Here is a 20,939-nt window from a genome sequence, read left to right as displayed (position 1 = left end):
AATACCCACTCAAAACCATCCAAATCCGAATGACGATCACTCAGACTGCAGTCAAGCTCTATCGCAAATATCGCTGCCCGAGCATTCCGCTAGCGCGCGGCGTGATACCCAATACCCGCCAAGGGGTCATCAATGACGCCAAAGCCGGCATCGCCCTCGCCTCAGTCAATATTCCGCAAGTTTTAGGCTACACCAGTATTGCCGGTACGCCCATTGTGACCGGGCTCTACACCGTATTACTCCCCCTACTGGGCTTTGCTCTGTTTGGCGCGTCACGACATTTAGTCGTTGCGGCTGATTCTGCCACTGCCGCCATCTTTGCCAACGGCTTATCGGGCATGGCCACACCAGCTAGCGCCGCATATATGAATTTAGTCGCCATCGTCGCCCTGCTCACTGCGGGCATTTTGCTCATCGCGCGCTGGCTTAAACTCGGCTTTGTGGCTGACTTTTTATCCAGAACCATCTTAACCGGCTTTTTAACTGGCGTTGGCTTGCAAGTGAGCATCGCTATGCTCGCGCCGCTTTTGGGGATTCATAAGCAAACCCATCAAGCCCACACTACTTGGTCGCAACTCCATTTCGCAGTCACTCATTTACCCGACATCAACTTACCCACGCTCTATCTGGGCATCTTTGTGATTTTTTCCATCTTAATTGGCAAGCACATCAATCCTCGCTTCCCCGTGGCGATGATTGCCGTATTCACTAGCATTCTGGCCGGAAAATATCTCGCCATTTCCAACTGGGGCATTGCCTTAATCGGTCCGGTGCCTGGCGGCTTACCGCAACTATCTTGGCCCGACATGACTTGGCATGGCACGCTCACACTGATTCCATTAGCGCTATCTTGCGCCGTCATCATCATTGCGCAAAGTGCCGCCACCGCACGAATCTATGCCTTGCAATTTCAAGAAGACGAAGATGAAAACGCCAATATATTAGGTCTTGCCGCCGCCAATGCCGCAGCAGCGGTTAGCGGGGCATTTGTCGTTAACGGCAGCCCTACGCAAACGGCAATGGCGGTACAAGCTGGCGCACGCAGCCAAGTGGCGCAACTGGTGTTTGCGGGGATTGTTGCGATTGCTTTGGTTTTTTTGACCGCCTGGCTCGCCTACTTACCCCACACGGTCCTTGCCGCGATTGTGTTTAGCATCGCCATCGGCATGATTGATGTGTCCGCACTCAAAGCCATTTATCAAGAAAGCCCAGGGGAATTTAAGCTGGCGATCATTACCGCAATGACCGTGGCCTTAGTCGGCGTTGAGCAAGGACTGCTATTTGCCGCGCTACTGTCTTTACTGCATCACGTTAGCCACAGCTACAATCCGCATTGCGCGATATTGCAAGCCAACTTGGAGGGCAATTTGGTAACGCAAGCCATTGAGCCGGGCGCGACAACGCAAGCGGGTTTGATTATTTATCATTTTGGCGCCGACTTATTTTATGCCAACGAGCACCGCTTTAGCGCCGACATTCACTCACTGATAAGCCAAGCCGCTACGCCAGTGCACTGCTTAATGATTGATGCCTCAGCCATGACGCACATCGACTATTCGGCCGCCCAATCGCTACGCCAACTGGATGATCAATTGCAGCAACAAAACATCACACTGATGTTTGCCCGTTGCGATACCGCCTTTATTGACGACTTAAACCGCCATCACATCACCGAAAAAATTGGCGCAGAGCATATATTCACCACCTTGCACGAAGCGCTTAAATACTGGGCCAACACCAACAAGCCTTAGGGTGCAAGTAGGGTGCGAATAAGCGCAGCGCATTCCACCGCTGCGTACCGCCTCGTACCGCTTCACCCCCCCTACCTCTCCACAACCCATCAAAGACTCGCCGCTAATAATTGCTGAGTATAAGGATGCTGCGGCTCAGACAGCACCAGCTCAACATCGCCCGTTTCGAGCACTTCACCGTTTTTAAGCACCAACACGCGATGCGCTAAAGCACGCACCACCGCCAAATCATGGCTAATCAACAAAAAACTCAAACCAAATTTAAGCTGCAAAGCGACTAATAACTGCAAAATCTGCTGCTGCACCGTCGCGTCGAGCGCCGACGTCGGCTCATCGAGCACAATAATTTTCGGCTGCATAATCAACACCCGCGCAATGGCGATTCTTTGCCTTTGCCCACCAGAAAACTCATGCGGGTAGCGCGACAAAATATTGTCCATGTCGGCATGATCCCCCAAGCCCACTTCTTGCAATACCGCAATCACCTGCTCACGGCGCTCAGCCGTACTACATTCTGGGCGATGCACCAACAAACCCTCGCCCACCAGATCAAAAATCGTCAGCCGTGGCGACAAAGCGGCAAACGGATCTTGAAAAACAATTTGTATATGCTGGCGCGCCTGTCGCAACGCCTTGCCCTGCAATGCGCTCAATTGCAGTGCGGGCGATCCATTTAGCGTTAATTGCACGCTACCGCCGCCCTGACCCACACGCAATAAACGCAGCAAAGCCAAAGCCAAGGTTGTTTTACCGCTACCGGATTCACCCACCACCGCCAAAGTTTGTCCGCGGTGCAAATCAAAATCGAGCTTAGTTAAAACAGTTTTGAGTTGCGTGCGAAACCACGAACGAGATACCGGATAAGCATGCGTTAATTGCCGTACTTGTAATACGCAAGGTGAATGCGATGGCAAAGGCGCAGCAACGCGAGTCGGGCGCGCCGCCAATAAAGACTGGGTATAGGGATGAGCGGGACTCGCAAACAATTGCTGCGTTGGCGCCGTCTCGACAATTTGCCCTGCCTGCATCACCGCCACTCGATCAGCAAAACGGCGTACCAGATTTAAATCATGCGAGATAAACAACACCGCCATCCCTTGCTCGGCCTGCAATTGACTCAGCAAGGCCATGATTTGCGCCTGCACCGTCACATCAAGCGCGGTGGTTGGCTCGTCAGCGATCAAAATCTCGGGTTCAGTAGCAATCGCCATGGCAATCATCACCCGCTGCCGCTGCCCACCTGACAATTGATAAGGGAATACATCGAGCTTATCAGCGGCATCCGCAATACCCATACGCAGTAATAGCTTACACGCCTTATCTCTAGCCGCTGCAGCGCTATACCCCACCAAGACTTCGGCAATCTGCGTGTAGACGGTTTGCAAAGGGTTGAGCGCCGTCATTGGCTCCTGAAAAATCATCGCAATGCGTCGACCACGGATTAAACGCAGCGCTGATTCTGGCAAGGGCAACAAAGACTGACCGGCAAATTTAATCTCGCCACTGGCAATCACCTCGCGATCGAGTCGCAACAGACTGCGCGCCAAAACGCTTTTACCCGAGCCTGACTCACCCACCAAGGCTAATTTTTCACCCACATGCAAATGCAGACTTACATCACGCACCACCGGCTCATTGGCACCGGAAAATCGCAGCGATAAATTCGACACGGTCAACAAATTAACCATAGCGCTGATACCCCAAATCAACTAAACCCATCAAAACCTCGTTAACACGAATCACTTGGCTATTTTTAGTGTCAAGCGCGCCAAAAACCTTTCAACGCAGAGACGCAGAGGCGCGGAGAAAAACAAACCCATCGGGCTGGATAAAAGCATTTCGCTTTGAATTGCGCTTTGCTTGATGTCACGGCGGCGGCTTCCTAACCCGCTAGCGAACAAAGAATCAGCAGACCAGCGCATTAGCAAGCACTTCATGCGCACCGCGCAAGCTTAATGATCGATCATAAAGCACTTCCTTCGCACTCATAAGAGCATCTCTCAAACACCAGAAAAAAACGCACAAACTGGCAACAATTTGAATCCACCCTGAATCCCACCGAAAGCGCGCAAAAAGAAAACAGCCAAACCCACAAATTGACTGCCTAGCCCAAGTACAAACGGCGTAAAATGCCCAGCATGAAACCTGCTCCTTACTCCGCACTCACGCCCGACCTGACCTTAGACGCCCTTGAATCGCTTGGCCTGGCTTGCTCAGGGCATTTACTTGCGCTCAATAGTTACGAAAATCGCGTTTACCAAGTTGGTATCGACGATGGCGACCCAGTCATTGCCAAATTTTATCGCCCCGAGCGCTGGAGCGACGCGGCGATCTTAGAAGAACACGAGTTTACGCAGGCACTGGCCGAGCGCGAAATTCCGGTGGTTGCGCCGCTAACGCTTAACGGCCAAACGCTGCATCGCTTTGGCGATTTTCGTTTTGCGGTTTTCCCACGCCGTGGCGGGCGCGCGCCCGAGCTCGATCAAGCTGAAACTCGCGAATGGATTGGTCGATTTTTAGGCCGGATTCACGCTGTTGGCCAACTCAGTCCCTTTGCCCATCGCGCACAACTCACGCCGCAAACCTTTGGCCAAGACTCGCTCGACTATTTAATCAACAATAACGTCATTCCACTGGATTTAGCCGCCAGCTACCAAGCGACTGCCGAAGCGGCGCTCGCCGGTGTGGCTGAATGCTATCAACGCGCTGGCGACATCCAACTGATCCGCCTACACGGCGACTGCCACCCGAGCAATATTTTATGGACGCCAGCTGGGCCGCACTTTGTTGACTTTGACGACGCGCGCACCGGCCCAGCGATTCAGGATTTATGGATGTTGCTGTCTGGCGATCGAGAAGAGCAACAAAATCAACTGGCGGATATTTTGGCCGGCTACGAAGATTTTTGTGAGTTTGATCGGCGCGAGCTGCATTTAATTGAAGCGCTCAGAACAATACGCCTGATGCATTACAGCGCATGGCTGGCGCGGCGCTGGGATGACCCGGCTTTTCCGGCGGCTTTTCCTTGGTTTAATACCGCCACCTATTGGCAAGACCGGATTGCCGAGCTGCGCGAGCAAATTGAAATCATGCATTTGCCGCCACTGTGGAGCAATGAATCGACTGGCTACATCCGCATCGACGATGAAATCGATCCGCCGTATTGGGATATGTAAACACAGCGCAAAAACACCGCGCTCTGAGAGATGTTCTGAGCGATGAATAAGGTGTTTTTGACCGCGAACACGGCTGGCCACAGAATCTGCGACAATCAGATTGAAGTCACGCACTTCACAATCAGTACAATCAGTACAGTCAGCGGCGATTAACAAGCAAAGATCGTCGCTGATTTGCTAAGCCACTGACCCATCCACGTGCATCGCACCGAGCAAAAGCCTTTCGTCGCTCAGTCGCATCACGTTACAATCTGCTTACTTTTTAAAATTTGCAACCATTTGGAGTCTTGCATGCCGGTTAATCTCGCCCCCATTGATCCTGCTTTATTATTCCCGGTTGCCGGGGTTGAAATTGGCATTGCCTCCGCAGGCATTAAAAAAGTCGGCCGCCAAGACACCACCTTAATCCAAATCGCCGATGGCGCCCGCGTTGCGGGGGTGTTTACCTTAAATCGCTTTTGCGCCGCGCCAGTGCGGATTTGCCAAAAAAATCTTCAGCAGTATTTGGCCACAGGCCAATCGATTCGGGCGCTAGTGATCAATACTGGCAATGCCAATGCGGGCACCGGCTTAGACGGCCTCGCGCGCGCCGAGCAAATTTGCGCCGCAACGGCCAGTGAGTTGGGCTGTACATCCGAACAAGTGCTGCCTTTTTCAACCGGCGTGATTTTAGAGCCACTACCATCAGAAAAAATCATCGCCGTTTTGCCGGCTGCCAAAGCCAATTTGTCCGCTAGCAACTGGGCACAGGCCGCTAACGCGATTATGACTACCGACATCGCCCCCAAAGCGACCAGCATGCAAATCGTTTTGGCTGGCAAAACTATCACCGTGACCGGCATTGCCAAAGGCTCGGGCATGATTCACCCGAATATGGCCACCATGCTCGGCTTTGTCGCCACCGACGCCGCCATTAGCCAAGCCTTATTGCAAGAGATGCTACTGGCCGCGACCGATGCTTCATTTAATAGCATCACCGTTGACGGCGACACCAGCACCAACGACAGCTATATCGCCATTGCCACAGGGCTGGCCGGCAACACCGAAATCACCGATGCCAATAGCCGCGACTACGCCACTTTGCGCGCGGCAATTGAGCAGGTTTCGCACTTTTTGGCGCAAGCGATTGTGCGTGACGGCGAAGGCGCAACCAAATTCATCACCATTAATGTGACCGGCGGCGCCACTTACGCCGAATGCAAAGCCGTTGGCTACGCCATCGGCCGCTCACCATTGGTTAAAACTGCATTTTTTGCCTCGGACCCTAATCTAGGCCGTATTTTGGCCGCGATTGGCTATGCCGGCATTAGCGATTTAGACGTCGACCAAATCGAAGTGCGGCTTGACGACGTATTAGTGGCCATTGATGGCGGGCGCAATCCTGATTACCAAGAAAGCCAAGGCCAAGCCGTGATGAACCAAGCTGAAATCAGCATTAATATCCAACTCAACCGCGGCGAGCACCGCGCCACGGTATGGACTTGTGATTTCTCTTACGACTACGTGAAAATCAACGCTGACTACCGCAGCTAAACTATCCCTGCCAGACCCAGCCAAGTCGCCTACACGATGGCTTAGCTGGCGATTTTTCTTTTTTTCGAGCCCGTCCATGCAGCCAGAGTACCGCAACCACAGCAATCCCAGCAGCCCCAAAAAAACCACCGTCGTTGCCGCCGGGGTATTAATCAACGCACAAGGGCAGTTTTTAATGGGCAGCCGTCCCGCTGGCAAGCCTTACGCGCATTACTGGGAATTTCCGGGCGGCAAACTCGAAGCTGGCGAAACCGCTCACGACGCTTTATGCCGCGAGCTGCAAGAAGAAATGGGCATAGCCGTCACCGCCGCCACACCGTGGCTCACTCAGCGCTTTGCTTATCCGCACGCCAATGTGGAGTTACGATTTTTTAAAGTGCGCGGCTGGAACGGCACTTTGCACGGCCACGAGGGGCAAGAGCTCGCTTGGCAAGGTGTAGGTCAATTGAATGTTTCACCCATTTTGCCGGCCAACGGCCCGATTTTGCGTGGCCTAGCCTTGCCGGAGGTCATTGAAATCTCCAATATGGCCGAATTAGGTCGCGAAGCGTTTATGGCGCAACTCAGTACCAAGTGGGCCACTAGCCCAACTTGCTTATTGTTACGTGAACCACAACTATCCGCCAGTGATTACCAAGATCTGGCAAAAGCAGTGCAAAGCATTGCCCGGCCACACGGCGGCAAACTGATTTTGCATCGTGATTTAGCCTTGGCCCAAGCGATCCAAGCCGACGGCATTCATTTTACCGCCAGCCAACTACAGCAACTGAACGCTAGACCTCGCAGCATCGATTGGGTGAGCGCATCCACGCATCAGCTGAGCGATCTTGAAGCTGCGGCGCGCATCGGCGTTGACTTTGCCTTTTTAGGCCATATTGCGCCAACGCAAAGCCATCCGGGGCAAACGCCTTTAGGCTGGGAAAAATTCAGTCAATTATTGCAACTGGGCTGGTGCTTTCCGGTATTTGCCATTGGCGGACAAAACCAATCCACCCTTCACACCGCCCAAGCACACGGCGGACATGGCGTAGCCCTACTGCGCGCCGCATGGAGTCAAGCACAATGAAAAACCCCCTCAAAAACAATGCATGGGCCAGAAAAAGCGTTTTGATCCTCGCGCTACTACTGGGCGCGAGTTTATTTGCTTATAAAATGGGCTTATTTAAAGGCTGGCAACAAGCAAAAGTCGATCAAGTGATCCATATTTCTTGCCCAGACTTGCAGCAAGGCTGTCAGTTTAAAATCAACGAACAAAGCTACCAAATCAAAAGTGCCGCACCGGTCAGCACCGATCAACCCGTCACCCTCACGCTAACTGGCCCTGCCAAATCGGTGTATTTAAATTGGCAAATGGTGGATATGGACATGGGTAGCAATCGCTACAAAATGCAAGACATCGGCAAAGATCAATGGCAGGCCGAAACCGCACTCCCGATTTGCAGCCAAAAACGCCAAGACTGGCTGCTGTCTTTGCAGCTAGAGCAAGTTGAAGTTCGAATTCAAACCACTTCACGCGGCAAATCTTAATCTGAGCTTTTAATCTTGGCGCGCCGCATTACTGTGGCGCGCCACTTAAACTGTGGTGTTTTCGACTTCAATGCTTGAACACAAAAACAATATGTCGTACTTCGCAATTTTAATTTAAAGGTTGTTATGCGATTCTGGCTCTTACTTACTTTGCTTACTACATCCAGCATGGGCTTTGCCAGCAAGGTCTACCAATGGCGCGATACTGAGGGCAATGTGTTTTATTCCGATCGCGCACCGACTCACACCGCGGCCAAAGAAAGAAAGATACACAGCAGCAGCGCGCCAGCGCCCACCACGGACAAACCTGCGGCGATCACACTATGGATTACGCCACAATGCGGGGCAAACTGTGAAGCGGCACAGGCGCTATTAGAACAAAGCAAATTGCGCTACGCGCTAAAAACGGCCGATCCAAGCCAAGAAGACAGCATGTTGGCTTTTTTTAATGCTGCCAAGACCTTACAAGCCCGTCCGCCAATCCTCATTATTGAAACAACAATTTTGAAAGAATTCAACCTAGCGCAATGGCAGGCAGCAATCAGCCAAGTCCAAACCGCGCCCAAGCCAGGGCAGTAAAAACTCGCAAACCACACAAATCGCAGCACGACCAGCCAACTATTACCCTTGTTCGAGGGGCTTGAAAAAGCAAAACTCACGCGGTGACAATTTAACAAGAGTATTTTTCTATGACTTCACGCGCCAATTGGGGCTCAAAACTTGGCTTTATTCTTGCCACCTCAGGCTCAGCAGTCGGTCTTGGTGCAATTTGGAAGTTTCCTTACGTTGCCGGCAAAAACGGCGGCGGTGTATTTCTATTGGTGTATCTGGCCTGTGTACTGACGATCGGCATTTCAATGGTGCTGGCAGAAATGAGCATCGGCCATATGGCCAAAAAATCCGCCACCACCGCGTATCGCAATCTCAAAGGCGGCTTATGGCCTTGGGCGGGTCGGCTCTCGGTGTTGTGTATTTTTGTTTTACTGTCGTTTTACTGCGTGGTGGGCGGCTGGAGTTTTGCTTACCTATGGCTATCGCTTACCGGCGAAGTGATGACGCAAGACACTAAAGCACTCAGCGACTTATTTAATGGCTTTATTGCCAGCCCAAGCCAAAGCATTTTTTACACCGGTCTATTTTTAATAGCCACCGTCGGCATTGTGATGGGCGGCGTACAAAAAGGCATTGAGCGCACTAGTAAAGTCTTAATGCCAGCCTTGTTTATCTTGATGCTGATCATTATCGCGCGGGTATTGACCCTACCTAACGCCATGGACGGCGTGATGTATTTCATTACCCCAGATTTTTCTAAAATCAACGCTGCCATGATGATTGAAGCGGTGGGCTTGGCGATGTTTTCATTGTCGGTCGGCTGCGGGATTTTGATTGCCTACGGCTCATACGTTGACGAAAAAACCAAACTCCCCGGCGCAACACTGTGGATTTCACTACTGGCGACCCTCGCTTGCGTGATGGCCGGTTTGATGGTGCTGCCGGCGGTGTTTGCTTTTGGCATTGATCCATCCGCTGGTCCGGGCCTGACGTTTATCACCATGCCTGCGATTTTCTCGCAAATGCCATTCGGTCAATTTTTTGCCGTGATGTTCTTTTTGCTACTGATTTTTGCTGCCATTACGTCGTCGGTGTCTTTGCTCGAGCCGATTGTGGCGTTTTTGATTGATGAATTTAACGTTCAACGCCAAAAAGCCACTTTAATGACCTGTGTTGCGGTATTTGCACTGAGCATTCCAGCGGCATTGTCATTTGGCGTATTGGCTGATTTTCATATTTTTGGCAAAAACCCATTTGACCTGATGGACTACGCTGCCTCCAATGTGATGATGCCTGCCGGTGGTTTATTGGCCGCATTGTTTGCTGGCTGGGCGATTTGGCCGCGCGTGCAAGCGTCGTTGATTGCGCAAGATGCCGCGCGTATTTTGCCGGCGTTTCGCTTCATTTGCGCCGTAGTAGCGCCGATTGTGATTTGCGTGATTTGGGCGCATAACTTGTAATTGTTCACCCATTCAAGCAGTCACGCCCAATAAAGAGCAGCGAGTGCGGTAATATCCAGCACTCGCTGCTTTTTTATGGCCGCTTTATGCTGACGCCGGCAAACCCTGTGAATCCAAACAATCCAAACAATCCAAATTCTGTGAATCCAAACCAATACACCATCGAGCCCATCGGCTTTATTCGCACGCCTTTTGTCGACAAATTCGGCATTCCGCGCCAACCGAGCTTGGCGCCGCATGCGATTGGTACACTCAAACTCGTTGCGCCATTTAATCACGCCGATTGCGTACGCGGCCTGGACGGGTTTTCTCATCTTTGGCTGAATTTTATTTTTCATGAAACGCTTGGTCGCTGGTCACCCACGGTGCGCCCACCACGCTTGGGCGGCAATGAAAAAGTCGGCGTTTTTGCCAGTCGCAGTCCATTTCGCCCCAATTCATTGGGTTTGTCTTTGGTGCGTCTTTTAGATATCGACACCAAAAACGGCGTGACCTTGCGCTTTTCTGGCGTGGATTTAGTCGACCAGACGCCGATTATCGACATCAAGCCTTATATTCCGTTTATTGAATGCCAAAGTGAGGCGAAAGGCGGCTTTGTCAGCGGCGCGCCGCTAACGCTAAAGGTTGAATTTAGCCCCACCGCCCACCGCCAATTGGCGCAATTGCCAGCCGCCGATTCAAGTGCACTGCACGCCTTAATTTGCGAAGTATTAGCCCAAGACCCACGCCCTGCCTATGCTAGCGACCCATGCCGCAGCTATGGCATCCGGCTTTATCAGTATGAAATCCAATGGCGATGCGATGGTCAAACCGCCTTGGTGCTCTCAATGGAACCACGATGAACCGATTTCAGTACGCACTCAAACAGTTTCGCCCACAACTAAGCACGCTGATGGTCGTTATCACCAGCAGCCTATTGGCCGCGTGCAGTACGCCGCCAGTCGCACCGCCTACGCCAACGCCAGCACCCAAAATTAAAATCGGCCTCGCGCTCGGCGGCGGTGCCGCCAAAGGCTTTGCTCATATTGGGGTGATTAAAATGCTTGAAGCCAACGGCATTCAAGCCGAAGTCGTCGCCGGCACCAGTGCCGGCAGCGTGGTTGGCGCGCTGTACGCCAGCGGGATGGATGCGTTTACGCTGCAAGAGCGCGCATTTAGTCTGGATGAAAGCCAAATCCGCGACGTCAATTTACTCGGCGGCGGCTTAATCAAAGGGCAAAAACTACAAGATTACGTCAATCAATTGGTCGGCAATAAAGCCATCAACCAATTCCCCAAACCGTTTGCTGCGGTGGCCACTGAGCTGGATACCGGCAAAAAAATCGCCTTTAACCGCGGCAACGCCGGCCAAGCCGTGCGCGCGTCGAGCAGCATTCCGGGGATTTTTATGCCGGTGAGCATAGCCAATAAAAAATACGTCGATGGCGGCGTAGTCAGCCCCGTACCGGTCGATGCCGCACGCGATTTGGGCGCTAATTTTGTGATTGCGGTAGATATCTCCAGCAAAGCCAGCGGCCAAGCCGCCAGCACCAGCACACTGGGCGTGATGAACCAAGCGATTGTCATCATGGGACAAAAACTGGGCGAACAAGAACTCGCCCGCGCCGACATCGTGATTCGCCCTAAAGTCGGCAAAATTGGCGCCAGTGATTTTGATATGAAAAACGTCGCCATTTTAGAAGGCGAAAAAGCCGCATTGGCGATGCTACCCTTGATCAAACAAAAACTCGCTGAGCGCAGCAAAAACTAACGGGGTATTTACCAGCAATGCATACACAGCAAAATCTAGACACAAATACCCCTAGAAAATGCCATCTTTGGGTCGATGCCGATGCCTGCCCGGTGGCCATCAAAGAAATCATGTTTCGCGTCGCCGATCGCTTAGCCCTGCCGCTGACTTTGGTCGCCAATCAACTGGTGCGCGTGCCGCCGTCGGCGCATATTCGTGCGATTCAAGTGGCCCATGGTTTTGACGAAGCAGATCATTGGATTGTGGCGCAAGCCCAAGCGGGCGATTTAGTCATCACCGCCGACATTCCACTGGCGGCGCGCATCATTGACAAACAGGCACACGCGCTCAATCCTCGCGGCGAGTTTTATTCGCCAGAAAACATCCGCGAACGACTCAATATGCGCGACTTCATGGAAGAACTACGCGGCGCCGGCCTGCAATCGGGCGGCCCAGCGGCATTTAGCCAAAGCGACAAACAAGCTTTTGCCAAAGCACTGGATCGGTTTTTAGCACAACACGGCCGCTAAACGCTGCACACCGAAAAAACTTTTGACGCAGAGGCGCAGAGGCGCGGAGAAAAGCAAAATCAAAACAATCAAAATTTAAACCGTTCAAACCACCATTAAACGCAACGATTTGAACTGCAACATACTGATGTTTTTCCTCCGCGTCTCTGCGCCTCTGCGCTGGCCTTTCGACAACTCAAACCATTCAAACCATTCAAACCACCAATAAACGCAACGATTTAAACTATCAACGTATTGATGTTTTTCTCCGCGCCTCTGCGCCTCTGCGTCGGCCTTTCGATGATTCAAACCACTTAAACCACCAAGCAACACAACAATTTATACCGCGACTTGCCAATGTTTTCCTCCGCGCCTCTGCGCCTCTGCGTCGGATTTTTAAAATCAAGCCCGCAGTCAACTGCAGCCAGCTCACGTAAGGCGCTCGACCCGCCAATGTCAACCGCCCCTAGCTCAAATGGCGCAAATACGGTACAGTAAGGTCAATAGAACGATTGTTCAAGCCACCTAATGAGCTCACTCACACCCGCCCAACAGCAGCGTCTCCATAAATTGGGGATACAACGCGAATTTGATTTGATTTTGCATTTGCCGCTGCGCTACGAAGACGAAACGCATCTCTACGCCATTGCCGACGCGCCGATGGGCAGTCCGGTTTTGGTTGAGGGCGAGGTTTTGTCTTGCGAAGTCAATTACAAGCCGCGCAAACAACTCAATGCCCGCGTTAAAGACGCCAGCGGCTCATTGGTGGTGCGGCTGATGAATTTTTACCCCAGCCAAGTGCAGCAATTGGCGGTGGGCAAGCGCGTGCGACTCTATGGCGATTTACGTCACGGCTATTTTGGCACCGAAATGGTTCACCCCAAAATTCGCGTTGGCGGCGAAGTCAGCCTGCAAGAAGCCTTAAGCCCGATCTACCCAACCACGGCAGGTTTATCGCAAGCGCAACTGGCCACATGGATCGGCCAAGCTTTGACCAAAACGCCCATGCCCGACACCCTGAACGACGCCATTTTAGCGCCACTGCAATTGCCCGATTTTGCCAGCAGCGTGCGTTTACTGCATGCGCCAACACCCGACATCCCGAAGATACTGCTCACCGCCCGCACGCATCCGGCATGGCAAAGACTCAAGTTTGACGAATTACTCGCCCAGCAATTGTCGCTGCGCTTAGCGCGCGCAGTGCGCCGCGAAAAAACTGCCCCCAAGATCGACCCCGCCGGGCGACTCGGCGCGCAGCTGATTGCCAACTTGCCGTTTGCTCTCACCGCCGCGCAAAAACGCGTGCTACTTGAAATCACCCAAGATTTAGCGCAAGCGCACCCGATGCAGCGTTTGCTGCAAGGCGATGTGGGCGCAGGCAAAACCATTGTTGCCGCCGTGGCCGCCTGCCATGCAATTGAAGCGGGCTTTCAAGTGGCGATGCTGGCCCCTACCGAGATTTTGGCCGAACAGCACTTCCAAAAACTATCGGCATGGTTAGCGCCACTGGGCGTTAACGTGGTGTGGCTCACTGGCAGCCTAAAGGCCAAAGCCAAACGCGAAGCGATTGCCGCCGCGAGTGACGGCAGCGCACAACTCTTGGTCGGCACCCACGCGATTTTTCAAGCCAGTGTGGCGTTTCAAAACCTCGGTTTAGCCATTGTCGACGAGCAACATCGCTTTGGTGTGCAGCAAAGACTGGCGCTACGCGAAAAAGGCCAAAGCCCGCATCAACTGATGATGAGTGCCACGCCGATTCCGCGTACTTTGGCAATGAGTTTTTATGCCGATTTGGACGTTAGCGTGATTGATGAATTACCGCCTGGGCGCACGCCGATTATTACTAAGCTGATTTCCGACGCGCGCCGCGACGAAGTCATCGAGCGCATTGCCGCCAAAGTGCTCGAAGGGCGGCAAGTGTATTGGGTTTGCCCCTTAATCGAAGAGTCTGAAACACTGCAATTGCAAACTGCGGTCGACACCCACGCCCAGCTCAGCGAAGAGCTCGAAGGGATTGCCGTTGGCTTATTACACGGCAAAATGAAACCCGAAGAAAAAGCCGCAACGATGGCGGCTTTTTCTCGCAATGAAATTCAAGTTTTAATCGCCACCACGGTGATCGAGGTCGGCGTTGATGTGCCGAACGCCAGCCTCATGGTGATTGAACACGCCGAGCGAATGGGTTTGTCGCAATTACACCAATTACGCGGCCGCGTTGGCCGTGGTGCACACGCTAGTTTGTGCATTTTGCTCTACACCACGCCACTGAGCGAAACCGCCAAGGCGCGATTAAAAGTAATTTTTGAGCACACCGACGGCTTTGAAATTGCCCGCCAAGATTTGCACATCCGAGGGCCGGGCGATATGGCCGGCATTAAGCAATCAGGCGTACCGATGCTGCGCTTTGCCGACTTAGAAACCGATGCTGATTTACTTGAATTAGCCAGAGACAGCGCCGAAACCATTTTGCAGCACCACGCCAAGCTGGCTCAGCCACATTTAGATCGTTGGTTGCCCGGACGCGAAGCGTTACTCAAGGTGTAAACAAAGCAACAGTGAACGACTAGGGTTTACCGCAATCGACACGTAAGAATTTCAAAAGGATATACTACTAGTATACATTTTTTGGCTTAGGGCACTCGCTTGAATCACTTCAAATTTCGCACGACTTTTTGCATGGTGATCGGCGTATTGAGCTTGGTCTCAATTTTTGTTTTAAGTTATGAATTTAAAGCGCAAAAGTTACTCAACGAGTTTAACTCGCCAGCGCAGCAAAAGCTGATTAAAGAAGCGCGCTCTGGCAATCGCCTATTTAGTTTTGTCGAACGCGCCGTCGACGATGCCATCAAAAATCCTAAGTCGGAAAACTTTAGCGCAGTCAAAGCTGCGTTTGCTGATTTTGCAACGCTAATCCACCATTATGACAACGGCCAATTTAGCGAATACTCCAACAATCCCAAATTTAATGCACACATTACGCCACTGGTGCAATGGGCCAAAAAAACTGAGCAATTGCTCCCCGAGCTGAGCGCGGCGCAATTACCGGCACTAGCCAGCAGCATGGCGCGAGTCGCCCCCCACCTACGCATTGTCGTCTCCTCGATCGACGCGCAATACAATGCCAGTTTAGAAGCCAAAAAAGACACCTTTACCAGCTTTAGTCGCTACCGATTTAGCCTGATTGTGTTGCTATTGGCACTGATGAGTGGCTTTGCTTATTTTGCGCTGCGCACTTTATGGCGCAACCAACAAACACTAGCGCAACTCAAAGCGGCCGAACAAAGTGCTCAAGCGGCTAATCAAGCCAAAAGCCTTTTTTTAGCCTCAATCAGCCACGAAATGCGCACACCGCTGACCACCATCTTGGGCTACGCCGAATTAGCCCAAGCCCATGCTGACCGCAGCAATCCAGCGTATTTGCAGCATATCATTCAAGCCAGCCGACACTTACAAACGCTACTGGGCAATGTGCTCGATATGAGCAAAATTGAAGCGGGGCATTTTTCACTCAACCCCAGCCCATTAGACATGCCAGCGCTATTGAGCGATTTGCAGGCTACGTTTCAGCCGATGGCACGCAACAAAAACCTGTCACTATCGATTAGTGCCGACCCTATTCCTGACAATGTATGGCTAGACACTGGCAAATGGCGGCAAATACTGATTAATTTACTCTGCAATGCGATTAAGTTTTCGGACCACGGCCGCATTACTTGCCATATCAGCGCCACAACCCTGACCGAACAGCGCATCACACTACAAGCCATCGTCGCAGATCAAGGCATGGGCATTGATGCCGAAGAAATCAACGCGGTGTTTCGCCCTTTTGAGCAAACTGCCAGCGGACGCTTTAAAGGCGGCACCGGCCTTGGCTTAGCGCTCAGCAAAGAATATGCGCTCAATATGGCTGGCGATTTAAGCTTTACCAGCCAGCCGCAACAAGGCAGTACCTTCACCTGTACTGTACAAGCTGAAATTCAAGCGCATTGCGCCCAAAACCCTGCGCCACAATGCTCGCTGCAAGGCTTATGTATTTTGTTGGTTGAAGATCAAGAAGTAAATCGCGACCTGATGCGGCAAATTTTATGCTTAGCCAACGCCAACGTCATCGAGGCGCGTAATGGGCAAGAGGCTCTCAGTCTCTTAAACCAAAACCCACACATCAATATGTTGGTGATTGATCGCAATATGCCCGAGTTAGATGGCATTGCCACACTCGAAATTTTGCGCCAGCGCGGTAATTTCATCCCCGCACTCATGGTCAGTGCGGGCCTACGGCCCAGCGAGGCCGAAATTCAACGCATTGGCCTTAACGGCTGGCTTGGCAAGCCTTTTTCGGCCAAAGACCTGATTCAGGCCATTGCCAGCATCACTCAAAATTTAAGCGCTTCGTTTATTGAAACCCACCGCGAGCCAGCGCCAGCACACGCCACATTGGCGTATTTCAACCCGCAAGCGCAATCGCGGCTCGGGTTTAGTGCTGAGCGTTTTTTTAGCATCAGCGAAAAAGGCTTAAAACGGATTCATGAAATTATTCAGCAATTGTCGCAGTTGCAAGACCCGCAAGAGTCCTGTCGTTTAGCGCATAGCGGCAAAGGCATTGCGCTGCAAATCGGTGCCGACCGTGTCGCGCAATGCCTCGCGCTAATTGAACAAAACCCAGCACACTACCAAAGCACGCAACTAATCGAGCTCGATAGCGAGGTTCAACTCACCCACCGCGCCATCATCGAGCACCAGCAAAAACAACTGGCTTAGCCGTTTGCTGGTGCTTGATCGCGCCGACCCCGCCAATACCGCAGCACACGCCAGCCCAACAACACCGCCAATACGGCGGCATATATCGCGGGCGTAGTCAGGTCAGCCTTCACCAGCCAGAGATAATGCACCACACCTAAAATTGCAATCACATACACCAAACGATGTAAGCGTGACCAATTGCGCTTTAAACGCCGCATCCAACCCTTGGTTGACGTCACCGCCAGCGGAATTAACAACACAAAAGCCGCAAAACCCACGGTAATAAAAGGACGTTTTAAAATATCTTGCCCGATCGCCGACCAATCAAAAAACTGATCCAGCCACAGATACGTCATGAAATGCAAAAACGCATAAAAAAAGGTAAATAGCCCCAGCATGCGGCGGTAGTCAATCAAACGCGAATAGCCCGTTAACTGCCGCAGAGGTGTGATGCTTAAAGTCAGCAGCAGTGCCACCAGCGCCCATGTACCCGTCGAGCGAGTAAAAAACTCAATGGGATTGACCGCTTCCAAACTCAGCACCAGCGAGCGCGCCAAAGGCAGCAGACCCGCAATCAACAGCAGTACTTTAGTTGGACGCGGCAAAAAACCTTTGAGTCTATCGCGCAACAATAGAGGTATAGGCTTTAAGCCTTCATTCATAATGCGTTGCATGGATATACCTTGCAGTAGAAGGTTTTGTTCAAATGACGTACAAAAAAATTGTCGAGCCGAACAAGTTAAAAGAACTTACGCAAATCCATGCCTTGATACATCGACGCAACTTGCGGGCCATAACCATTAAACGGCAGCGTATCGCGCTTTAAAAATTCGCCAATTCGCCGCTCTTTGGCTTGACTCCAACGCGGATGCGGCACATCGGGATTCACATTAGAATAAAAGCCATATTCATTGGGCGCACTTTGCTGCCAACTCGTTGTGGGCTGCTGCTCTTGCAAGCGAATGCCGACCACGGATTTAATGCTTTTAAAACCATATTTCCACGGCACCACCAAGCGCACCGGCGCGCCATTTTGATTGGGTAGCACTTCGCCATACAAGCCCACCGCCAAAATCGTTAAAGGATGCATCGCCTCGTCAATCCGTAAGCCTTCACGGTAAGGCCATTCCAAAACACGGCTGCGCTGGCCCGGCATTTGCTTGGGGTCGTTTAAAGTCTCAAAAGCAACAAACTTGGCTTTTGACGTGGGGTTGACTTGTTTTAAAACACTGGCCAACGGAATACCCACCCAAGGTATTACCATGGACCATCCTTCTACACAGCGTAAGCGGTAGATACGCTCTTCTAAAGCCGCCACCTTTAATAAATCATCAATACTATAGGTGCGCGACTGACCGACCTCACCGTTCACCACAATTTGCCACGGCTTGGTTTTTAGCTGCCCCGCATACAGCGCAGGATCGCCCTTATCCGTGCCAAATTCATAGTAATTATTGTAAGTCGTGATTTGCTTCAAACTATTTGGCGACTCTTTGACCGACAAGGCACTGGGCTTGGCATTTAAACCGGCCATCGCCTCGCCCGTGAGCAATAAGGCGCTGGTCCCTGCGAGCATAAACTGGCGGCGATTTAAAAATACCGATTGCGGCGTTATCTCTGACGGCAAAATATCGCTAGGTTGACGAATAAGCATGACGAGTTCTCCAAAAATGCGGTCTTGAATCCCCGCACAACGCATGAGGGTGGTTTTTTACTTTGTCGTACCAATGCAAGTATTCTGACAGGCCACCAACAAAAAAGACCGTAAAGTATTCACTTTACGGTCTTTTTCAGTGCATTTTTATTTCTGCGCCAAAATCCAAGTCGCCAATTGCTTGGCTTCTTCACCCGTCACCATATTCGGCCCCATCGGCACCGGGCCCCAAACGCCAACACTGCCTTTTTGAATTTTACCGGCCAGCAAAGTCACGGCGTTTTTATCGCCTTTATATTTGGCTGCAATCGCTTTAAATGCTGGCCCCACGATTTTATTATCGACCGAATGACAAGCCATACAGTTTTTTGACTTTAACATCGCCTCAACCGGTGCGGCGATTGCCGCCCCTTGGAGTAAGGCCAAACTCAATACCGCCCAAGGCATAACTTTCATAATTCAAACCCTTATATAACGATTGACCCGTCAAGCCATCTCACTGACGACTTTCTACACTTTATCTTACTTTGATAGCGCTATTGCTTCACCTACAAACGCAGTCTAATCGGCATAATGCCTAAAAATAATGCACCACATTCTGCCAAACATCAAAACTGCGCTCAATCTTTGAAATTTTTACGCCATCACCGCCAAAAACCGCGACAATAGCTCTCTGCCCGAACAAAATGGCCTAGATCATGGATTACTTTCCTTTATTTTTGAATTTAAAACAACAAGCCTGTCTGATTGTGGGCGGCGGTGAAATTGCCGTTCGCAAACTGCGTTTATTACGCTCCGCCGGTGCCGATGTCACCGTCGTCTCGCCCGAGCTGTGTGACGAGATGCATGATTTAGTTCGATCGGGCGAAGTGCGCTGGCAACCGGCGCAGTTTTCGATCACGCAGATTACTGGGCAACGCCTAGTCATCGCCGCCACCGACCAAGCCAGCGTCAATCAAGCGGTGTTTTCGGCGTGCGAGGCAGCTGGCATTTTGGTCAATGCGGTGGACGACCCAAGCCATAGCCGCTTTATTACCCCGGCGATTATTGATCGCGCTCCACTCACCATCGCCATTTCAACCGGCGGCGGTGTGCCGGTGTTAGCAAGGCATTTACGCGCTCAACTTGAAGCCTTGATTCCTCACGGCTGGGGCAATCTGGCGCAATTGGGCAGTGAGCTACGCCAATATTGCAAAGAAAAAATGCCCGACCCAGCACAGCGCCGCGAGTTTTGGGAGGCTGTTTTAGCCGGACCGATTCCCGACCAAGTGTTCTCTGGGCAAATCGAGCACGCCCGCGCGCAACTGATCGCGGCCATCGATCACCCCGAAACCACGCCCAGTGGCGCAGTGTATTTAGTCGGCAGTGGCCCGGGCAACCCCGATTTGCTGACGTTTCGCGCATTGCGCCTTATGCAGCAAGCCGACGTGGTGCTGTATGACAATCTGGTTTCTGCCGAAATCATGGAGATGGTGCGCCGCGACGCTGAGCGGATTTATGTGGGCAAAAAATCCAATAACCACGCCCTGCCGCAAGAAGAAATCAATCAATTGCTGGTGCGTTTAGCACTCGAGGGCAAAAAAGTATTGCGCCTTAAAGGGGGCGATCCGTTTATTTTTGGCCGTGGCGGCGAAGAGATCGAAGAATTGGCCCAGCATGGCATTGCGTTTGAAGTGGTGCCCGGCATTACTTCGGCCGCTGGCGCATCGTGTTACGCTGGCATTCCGCTCACGCATCGTGATTACGCCCAATCAGTTACTTTTGTAACCGGTCACAGAAAAGACGGTGAAGTTGATTTGGATTGGCCACGCTTGGTCAACCCCAGCGAAACCGTCGTGGTATATATGGGCGTCGCGCAAGCTGGGTATATTGCTGAACAGCTGATGAGTCATGGTCGAGATCAACATACCCTTGTGGCCATTATTGAGCGCGCCACCACCGCCCAGCAAAGAGTCGTCACCACTACCTTGATTGAGCTGGCCGAACGCATCGAGCAAGAAGGCATCAAACCACCCGCCTTGCTGATTATTGGTGACGTGGTGCAATTGCATGACAAATTAAAATGGTGCTAAACAATTCGCACCACAGTGCGTAACAAATCTGCCTTACCATCAAAAATGGCCAGCTCAATCGCTGGCCATTTTTTAATTCACTGCCCCACTTACTTTATCTCGGTCAAATCAGACAAACGAACTTCGGATTTATCATCCGACATTGGCCGCCCTTTACCCGAGCCCCAGCGCTGCGCCACATAAATACTGCTGGGCCCCGAGAACAAAAACGCCACTACGCAAGCCAATAACGCATA

17 protein-coding genes are annotated in these 20,939 nt (G+C 51.8%); 13 read left to right on the top strand and 4 right to left on the bottom strand.

Annotation, left to right across the window (positions count from 1 at the left end; genetic code table 11):
* Positions 1–29: 29 nt before the first annotated feature.
* Positions 30–1,751, top strand: a complete 1,722-nt coding sequence (locus Q0V82_RS04580) for a SulP family inorganic anion transporter (RefSeq protein WP_297573077.1) — start codon at positions 30–32, stop codon at positions 1,749–1,751.
* Positions 1,752–1,840: 89 nt separating this feature from the next.
* On the opposite strand, the gene Q0V82_RS04575 is transcribed toward Q0V82_RS04580, so the two are convergent.
* On the bottom strand, positions 1,841–3,439 hold the full coding sequence (locus Q0V82_RS04575) for an ABC transporter ATP-binding protein (protein WP_297573076.1): 1,599 nt from the start codon (positions 3,437–3,439) through the stop codon (positions 1,841–1,843).
* Between the two features lie 441 nt (positions 3,440–3,880).
* On the opposite strand from Q0V82_RS04575, the gene Q0V82_RS04570 reads away from it, so the two are divergent.
* The 11 genes from Q0V82_RS04570 to Q0V82_RS04520 all read left to right on the top strand — a co-directional run bounded on the left by Q0V82_RS04570 (position 3,881) and on the right by Q0V82_RS04520 (position 16,995).
* Positions 3,881–4,927, top strand: coding sequence for a serine/threonine protein kinase (locus tag Q0V82_RS04570; RefSeq protein WP_297573075.1), 1,047 nt, complete (start codon positions 3,881–3,883; stop codon positions 4,925–4,927).
* A gap of 291 nt (positions 4,928–5,218) precedes the next feature.
* Positions 5,219–6,460: a bifunctional glutamate N-acetyltransferase/amino-acid acetyltransferase ArgJ gene (gene argJ, locus Q0V82_RS04565; RefSeq protein ID WP_297573074.1), complete on the top strand. Its 1,242-nt coding sequence runs from the start codon at positions 5,219–5,221 to the stop codon at positions 6,458–6,460.
* 76 nt (positions 6,461–6,536) lie between these two features.
* Complete coding sequence (locus Q0V82_RS04560; RefSeq protein WP_297573073.1) at positions 6,537–7,526, top strand: Nudix family hydrolase; 990 nt, start codon at positions 6,537–6,539, stop codon at positions 7,524–7,526.
* A complete protein-coding gene (locus tag Q0V82_RS04555; RefSeq protein ID WP_297573072.1) occupies positions 7,523–7,987 on the top strand; it encodes a hypothetical protein in 465 nt (154 codons plus the stop codon). Before Q0V82_RS04560 ends, Q0V82_RS04555 begins: the two co-directional genes overlap by 4 nt.
* 126 nt (positions 7,988–8,113) lie before the next feature.
* Complete coding sequence (locus Q0V82_RS04550) at positions 8,114–8,566, top strand: DUF4124 domain-containing protein (protein ID WP_297573071.1); 453 nt, start codon at positions 8,114–8,116, stop codon at positions 8,564–8,566.
* 110 nt (positions 8,567–8,676) lie between these two features.
* On the top strand, positions 8,677–9,999 hold the full coding sequence (locus Q0V82_RS04545) for a sodium-dependent transporter (RefSeq protein ID WP_297573070.1): 1,323 nt from the start codon (positions 8,677–8,679) through the stop codon (positions 9,997–9,999).
* Between the two features lie 86 nt (positions 10,000–10,085).
* On the top strand, positions 10,086–10,841 hold the full coding sequence (gene tsaA / locus Q0V82_RS04540; RefSeq protein WP_297573069.1) for a tRNA (N6-threonylcarbamoyladenosine(37)-N6)-methyltransferase TrmO: 756 nt from the start codon (positions 10,086–10,088) through the stop codon (positions 10,839–10,841).
* Positions 10,838–11,749 (top strand): patatin-like phospholipase family protein, encoded by a 912-nt coding sequence (locus Q0V82_RS04535; RefSeq protein ID WP_297573064.1) that lies wholly within the window; start codon positions 10,838–10,840, stop codon positions 11,747–11,749. The genes tsaA and Q0V82_RS04535 overlap by 4 nt, the downstream gene beginning before the upstream one ends.
* A gap of 17 nt (positions 11,750–11,766) precedes the next feature.
* Positions 11,767–12,258, top strand: a complete 492-nt coding sequence (locus Q0V82_RS04530; RefSeq protein WP_297573062.1) for a YaiI/YqxD family protein — start codon at positions 11,767–11,769, stop codon at positions 12,256–12,258.
* 507 nt (positions 12,259–12,765) lie between these two features.
* On the top strand, positions 12,766–14,781 hold the full coding sequence (gene recG / locus Q0V82_RS04525) for an ATP-dependent DNA helicase RecG (RefSeq protein WP_297573060.1): 2,016 nt from the start codon (positions 12,766–12,768) through the stop codon (positions 14,779–14,781).
* A 99-nt stretch (positions 14,782–14,880) separates the two neighbouring features.
* Positions 14,881–16,995 carry an ATP-binding protein gene (locus Q0V82_RS04520; protein ID WP_297573058.1) on the top strand — a complete coding sequence of 705 codons (2,115 nt, stop codon included), beginning with the start codon at positions 14,881–14,883 and terminating at the stop codon, positions 16,993–16,995.
* Here Q0V82_RS04520 and Q0V82_RS04515 read toward each other — a convergent pair.
* The 3 genes from Q0V82_RS04515 to Q0V82_RS04505 form a co-directional block, all read right to left on the bottom strand.
* Positions 16,992–17,651 carry a sulfite oxidase heme-binding subunit YedZ gene (locus Q0V82_RS04515; protein ID WP_297573056.1) on the bottom strand — a complete coding sequence of 220 codons (660 nt, stop codon included), beginning with the start codon at positions 17,649–17,651 and terminating at the stop codon, positions 16,992–16,994. The genes Q0V82_RS04520 and Q0V82_RS04515 overlap by 4 nt on opposite strands.
* A 65-nt stretch (positions 17,652–17,716) precedes the next feature.
* On the bottom strand, positions 17,717–18,631 hold the full coding sequence (msrP, locus tag Q0V82_RS04510) for a protein-methionine-sulfoxide reductase catalytic subunit MsrP (RefSeq protein ID WP_297573054.1): 915 nt from the start codon (positions 18,629–18,631) through the stop codon (positions 17,717–17,719).
* 147 nt (positions 18,632–18,778) lie between these two features.
* On the bottom strand, positions 18,779–19,087 hold the full coding sequence (locus tag Q0V82_RS04505) for a c-type cytochrome (protein WP_297573053.1): 309 nt from the start codon (positions 19,085–19,087) through the stop codon (positions 18,779–18,781).
* 242 nt (positions 19,088–19,329) lie between these two features.
* Here Q0V82_RS04505 and cysG point away from each other — a divergent pair, with 242 nt between their 5' ends.
* Positions 19,330–20,703: a siroheme synthase CysG gene (gene cysG, locus Q0V82_RS04500; protein WP_297573051.1), complete on the top strand. Its 1,374-nt coding sequence runs from the start codon at positions 19,330–19,332 to the stop codon at positions 20,701–20,703.
* Positions 20,704–20,939: the final 236 nt, after the last annotated feature.

Origin of the sequence: uncultured Deefgea sp. (assembly GCF_947072475.1) — a bacterium.
Lineage (GTDB): Bacteria > Pseudomonadota > Gammaproteobacteria > Burkholderiales > Chitinibacteraceae > Deefgea.
This window is presented reverse-complemented; position numbering and strand designations above follow the sequence as displayed.

Coding starts and splice junctions, on each gene's coding strand:
- Q0V82_RS04505 (WP_297573053.1), bottom strand. CDS start 19,087: ATGAAAGTTATGCCTTGGGCGGTATTGAGTTTGGCCTTACTCCAAGGG.
- Q0V82_RS04550 (WP_297573071.1), top strand. CDS start 8,114: ATGCGATTCTGGCTCTTACTTACTTTGCTTACTACATCCAGCATGGGC.
- msrP (WP_297573054.1), bottom strand. CDS start 18,631: ATGCTTATTCGTCAACCTAGCGATATTTTGCCGTCAGAGATAACGCCG.
- Q0V82_RS04555 (WP_297573072.1), top strand. CDS start 7,523: ATGAAAAACCCCCTCAAAAACAATGCATGGGCCAGAAAAAGCGTTTTG.
- Q0V82_RS04515 (WP_297573056.1), bottom strand. CDS start 17,651: ATGCAACGCATTATGAATGAAGGCTTAAAGCCTATACCTCTATTGTTG.
- Q0V82_RS04535 (WP_297573064.1), top strand. CDS start 10,838: ATGAACCGATTTCAGTACGCACTCAAACAGTTTCGCCCACAACTAAGC.
- Q0V82_RS04575 (WP_297573076.1), bottom strand. CDS start 3,439: ATGGTTAATTTGTTGACCGTGTCGAATTTATCGCTGCGATTTTCCGGT.
- recG (WP_297573060.1), top strand. CDS start 12,766: ATGAGCTCACTCACACCCGCCCAACAGCAGCGTCTCCATAAATTGGGG.
- tsaA (WP_297573069.1), top strand. CDS start 10,086: ATGCTGACGCCGGCAAACCCTGTGAATCCAAACAATCCAAACAATCCA.
- Q0V82_RS04530 (WP_297573062.1), top strand. CDS start 11,767: ATGCATACACAGCAAAATCTAGACACAAATACCCCTAGAAAATGCCAT.
- Q0V82_RS04560 (WP_297573073.1), top strand. CDS start 6,537: ATGCAGCCAGAGTACCGCAACCACAGCAATCCCAGCAGCCCCAAAAAA.
- Q0V82_RS04545 (WP_297573070.1), top strand. CDS start 8,677: ATGACTTCACGCGCCAATTGGGGCTCAAAACTTGGCTTTATTCTTGCC.
- argJ (WP_297573074.1), top strand. CDS start 5,219: ATGCCGGTTAATCTCGCCCCCATTGATCCTGCTTTATTATTCCCGGTT.
- Q0V82_RS04580 (WP_297573077.1), top strand. CDS start 30: ATGACGATCACTCAGACTGCAGTCAAGCTCTATCGCAAATATCGCTGC.
- Q0V82_RS04570 (WP_297573075.1), top strand. CDS start 3,881: ATGCCCAGCATGAAACCTGCTCCTTACTCCGCACTCACGCCCGACCTG.
- cysG (WP_297573051.1), top strand. CDS start 19,330: ATGGATTACTTTCCTTTATTTTTGAATTTAAAACAACAAGCCTGTCTG.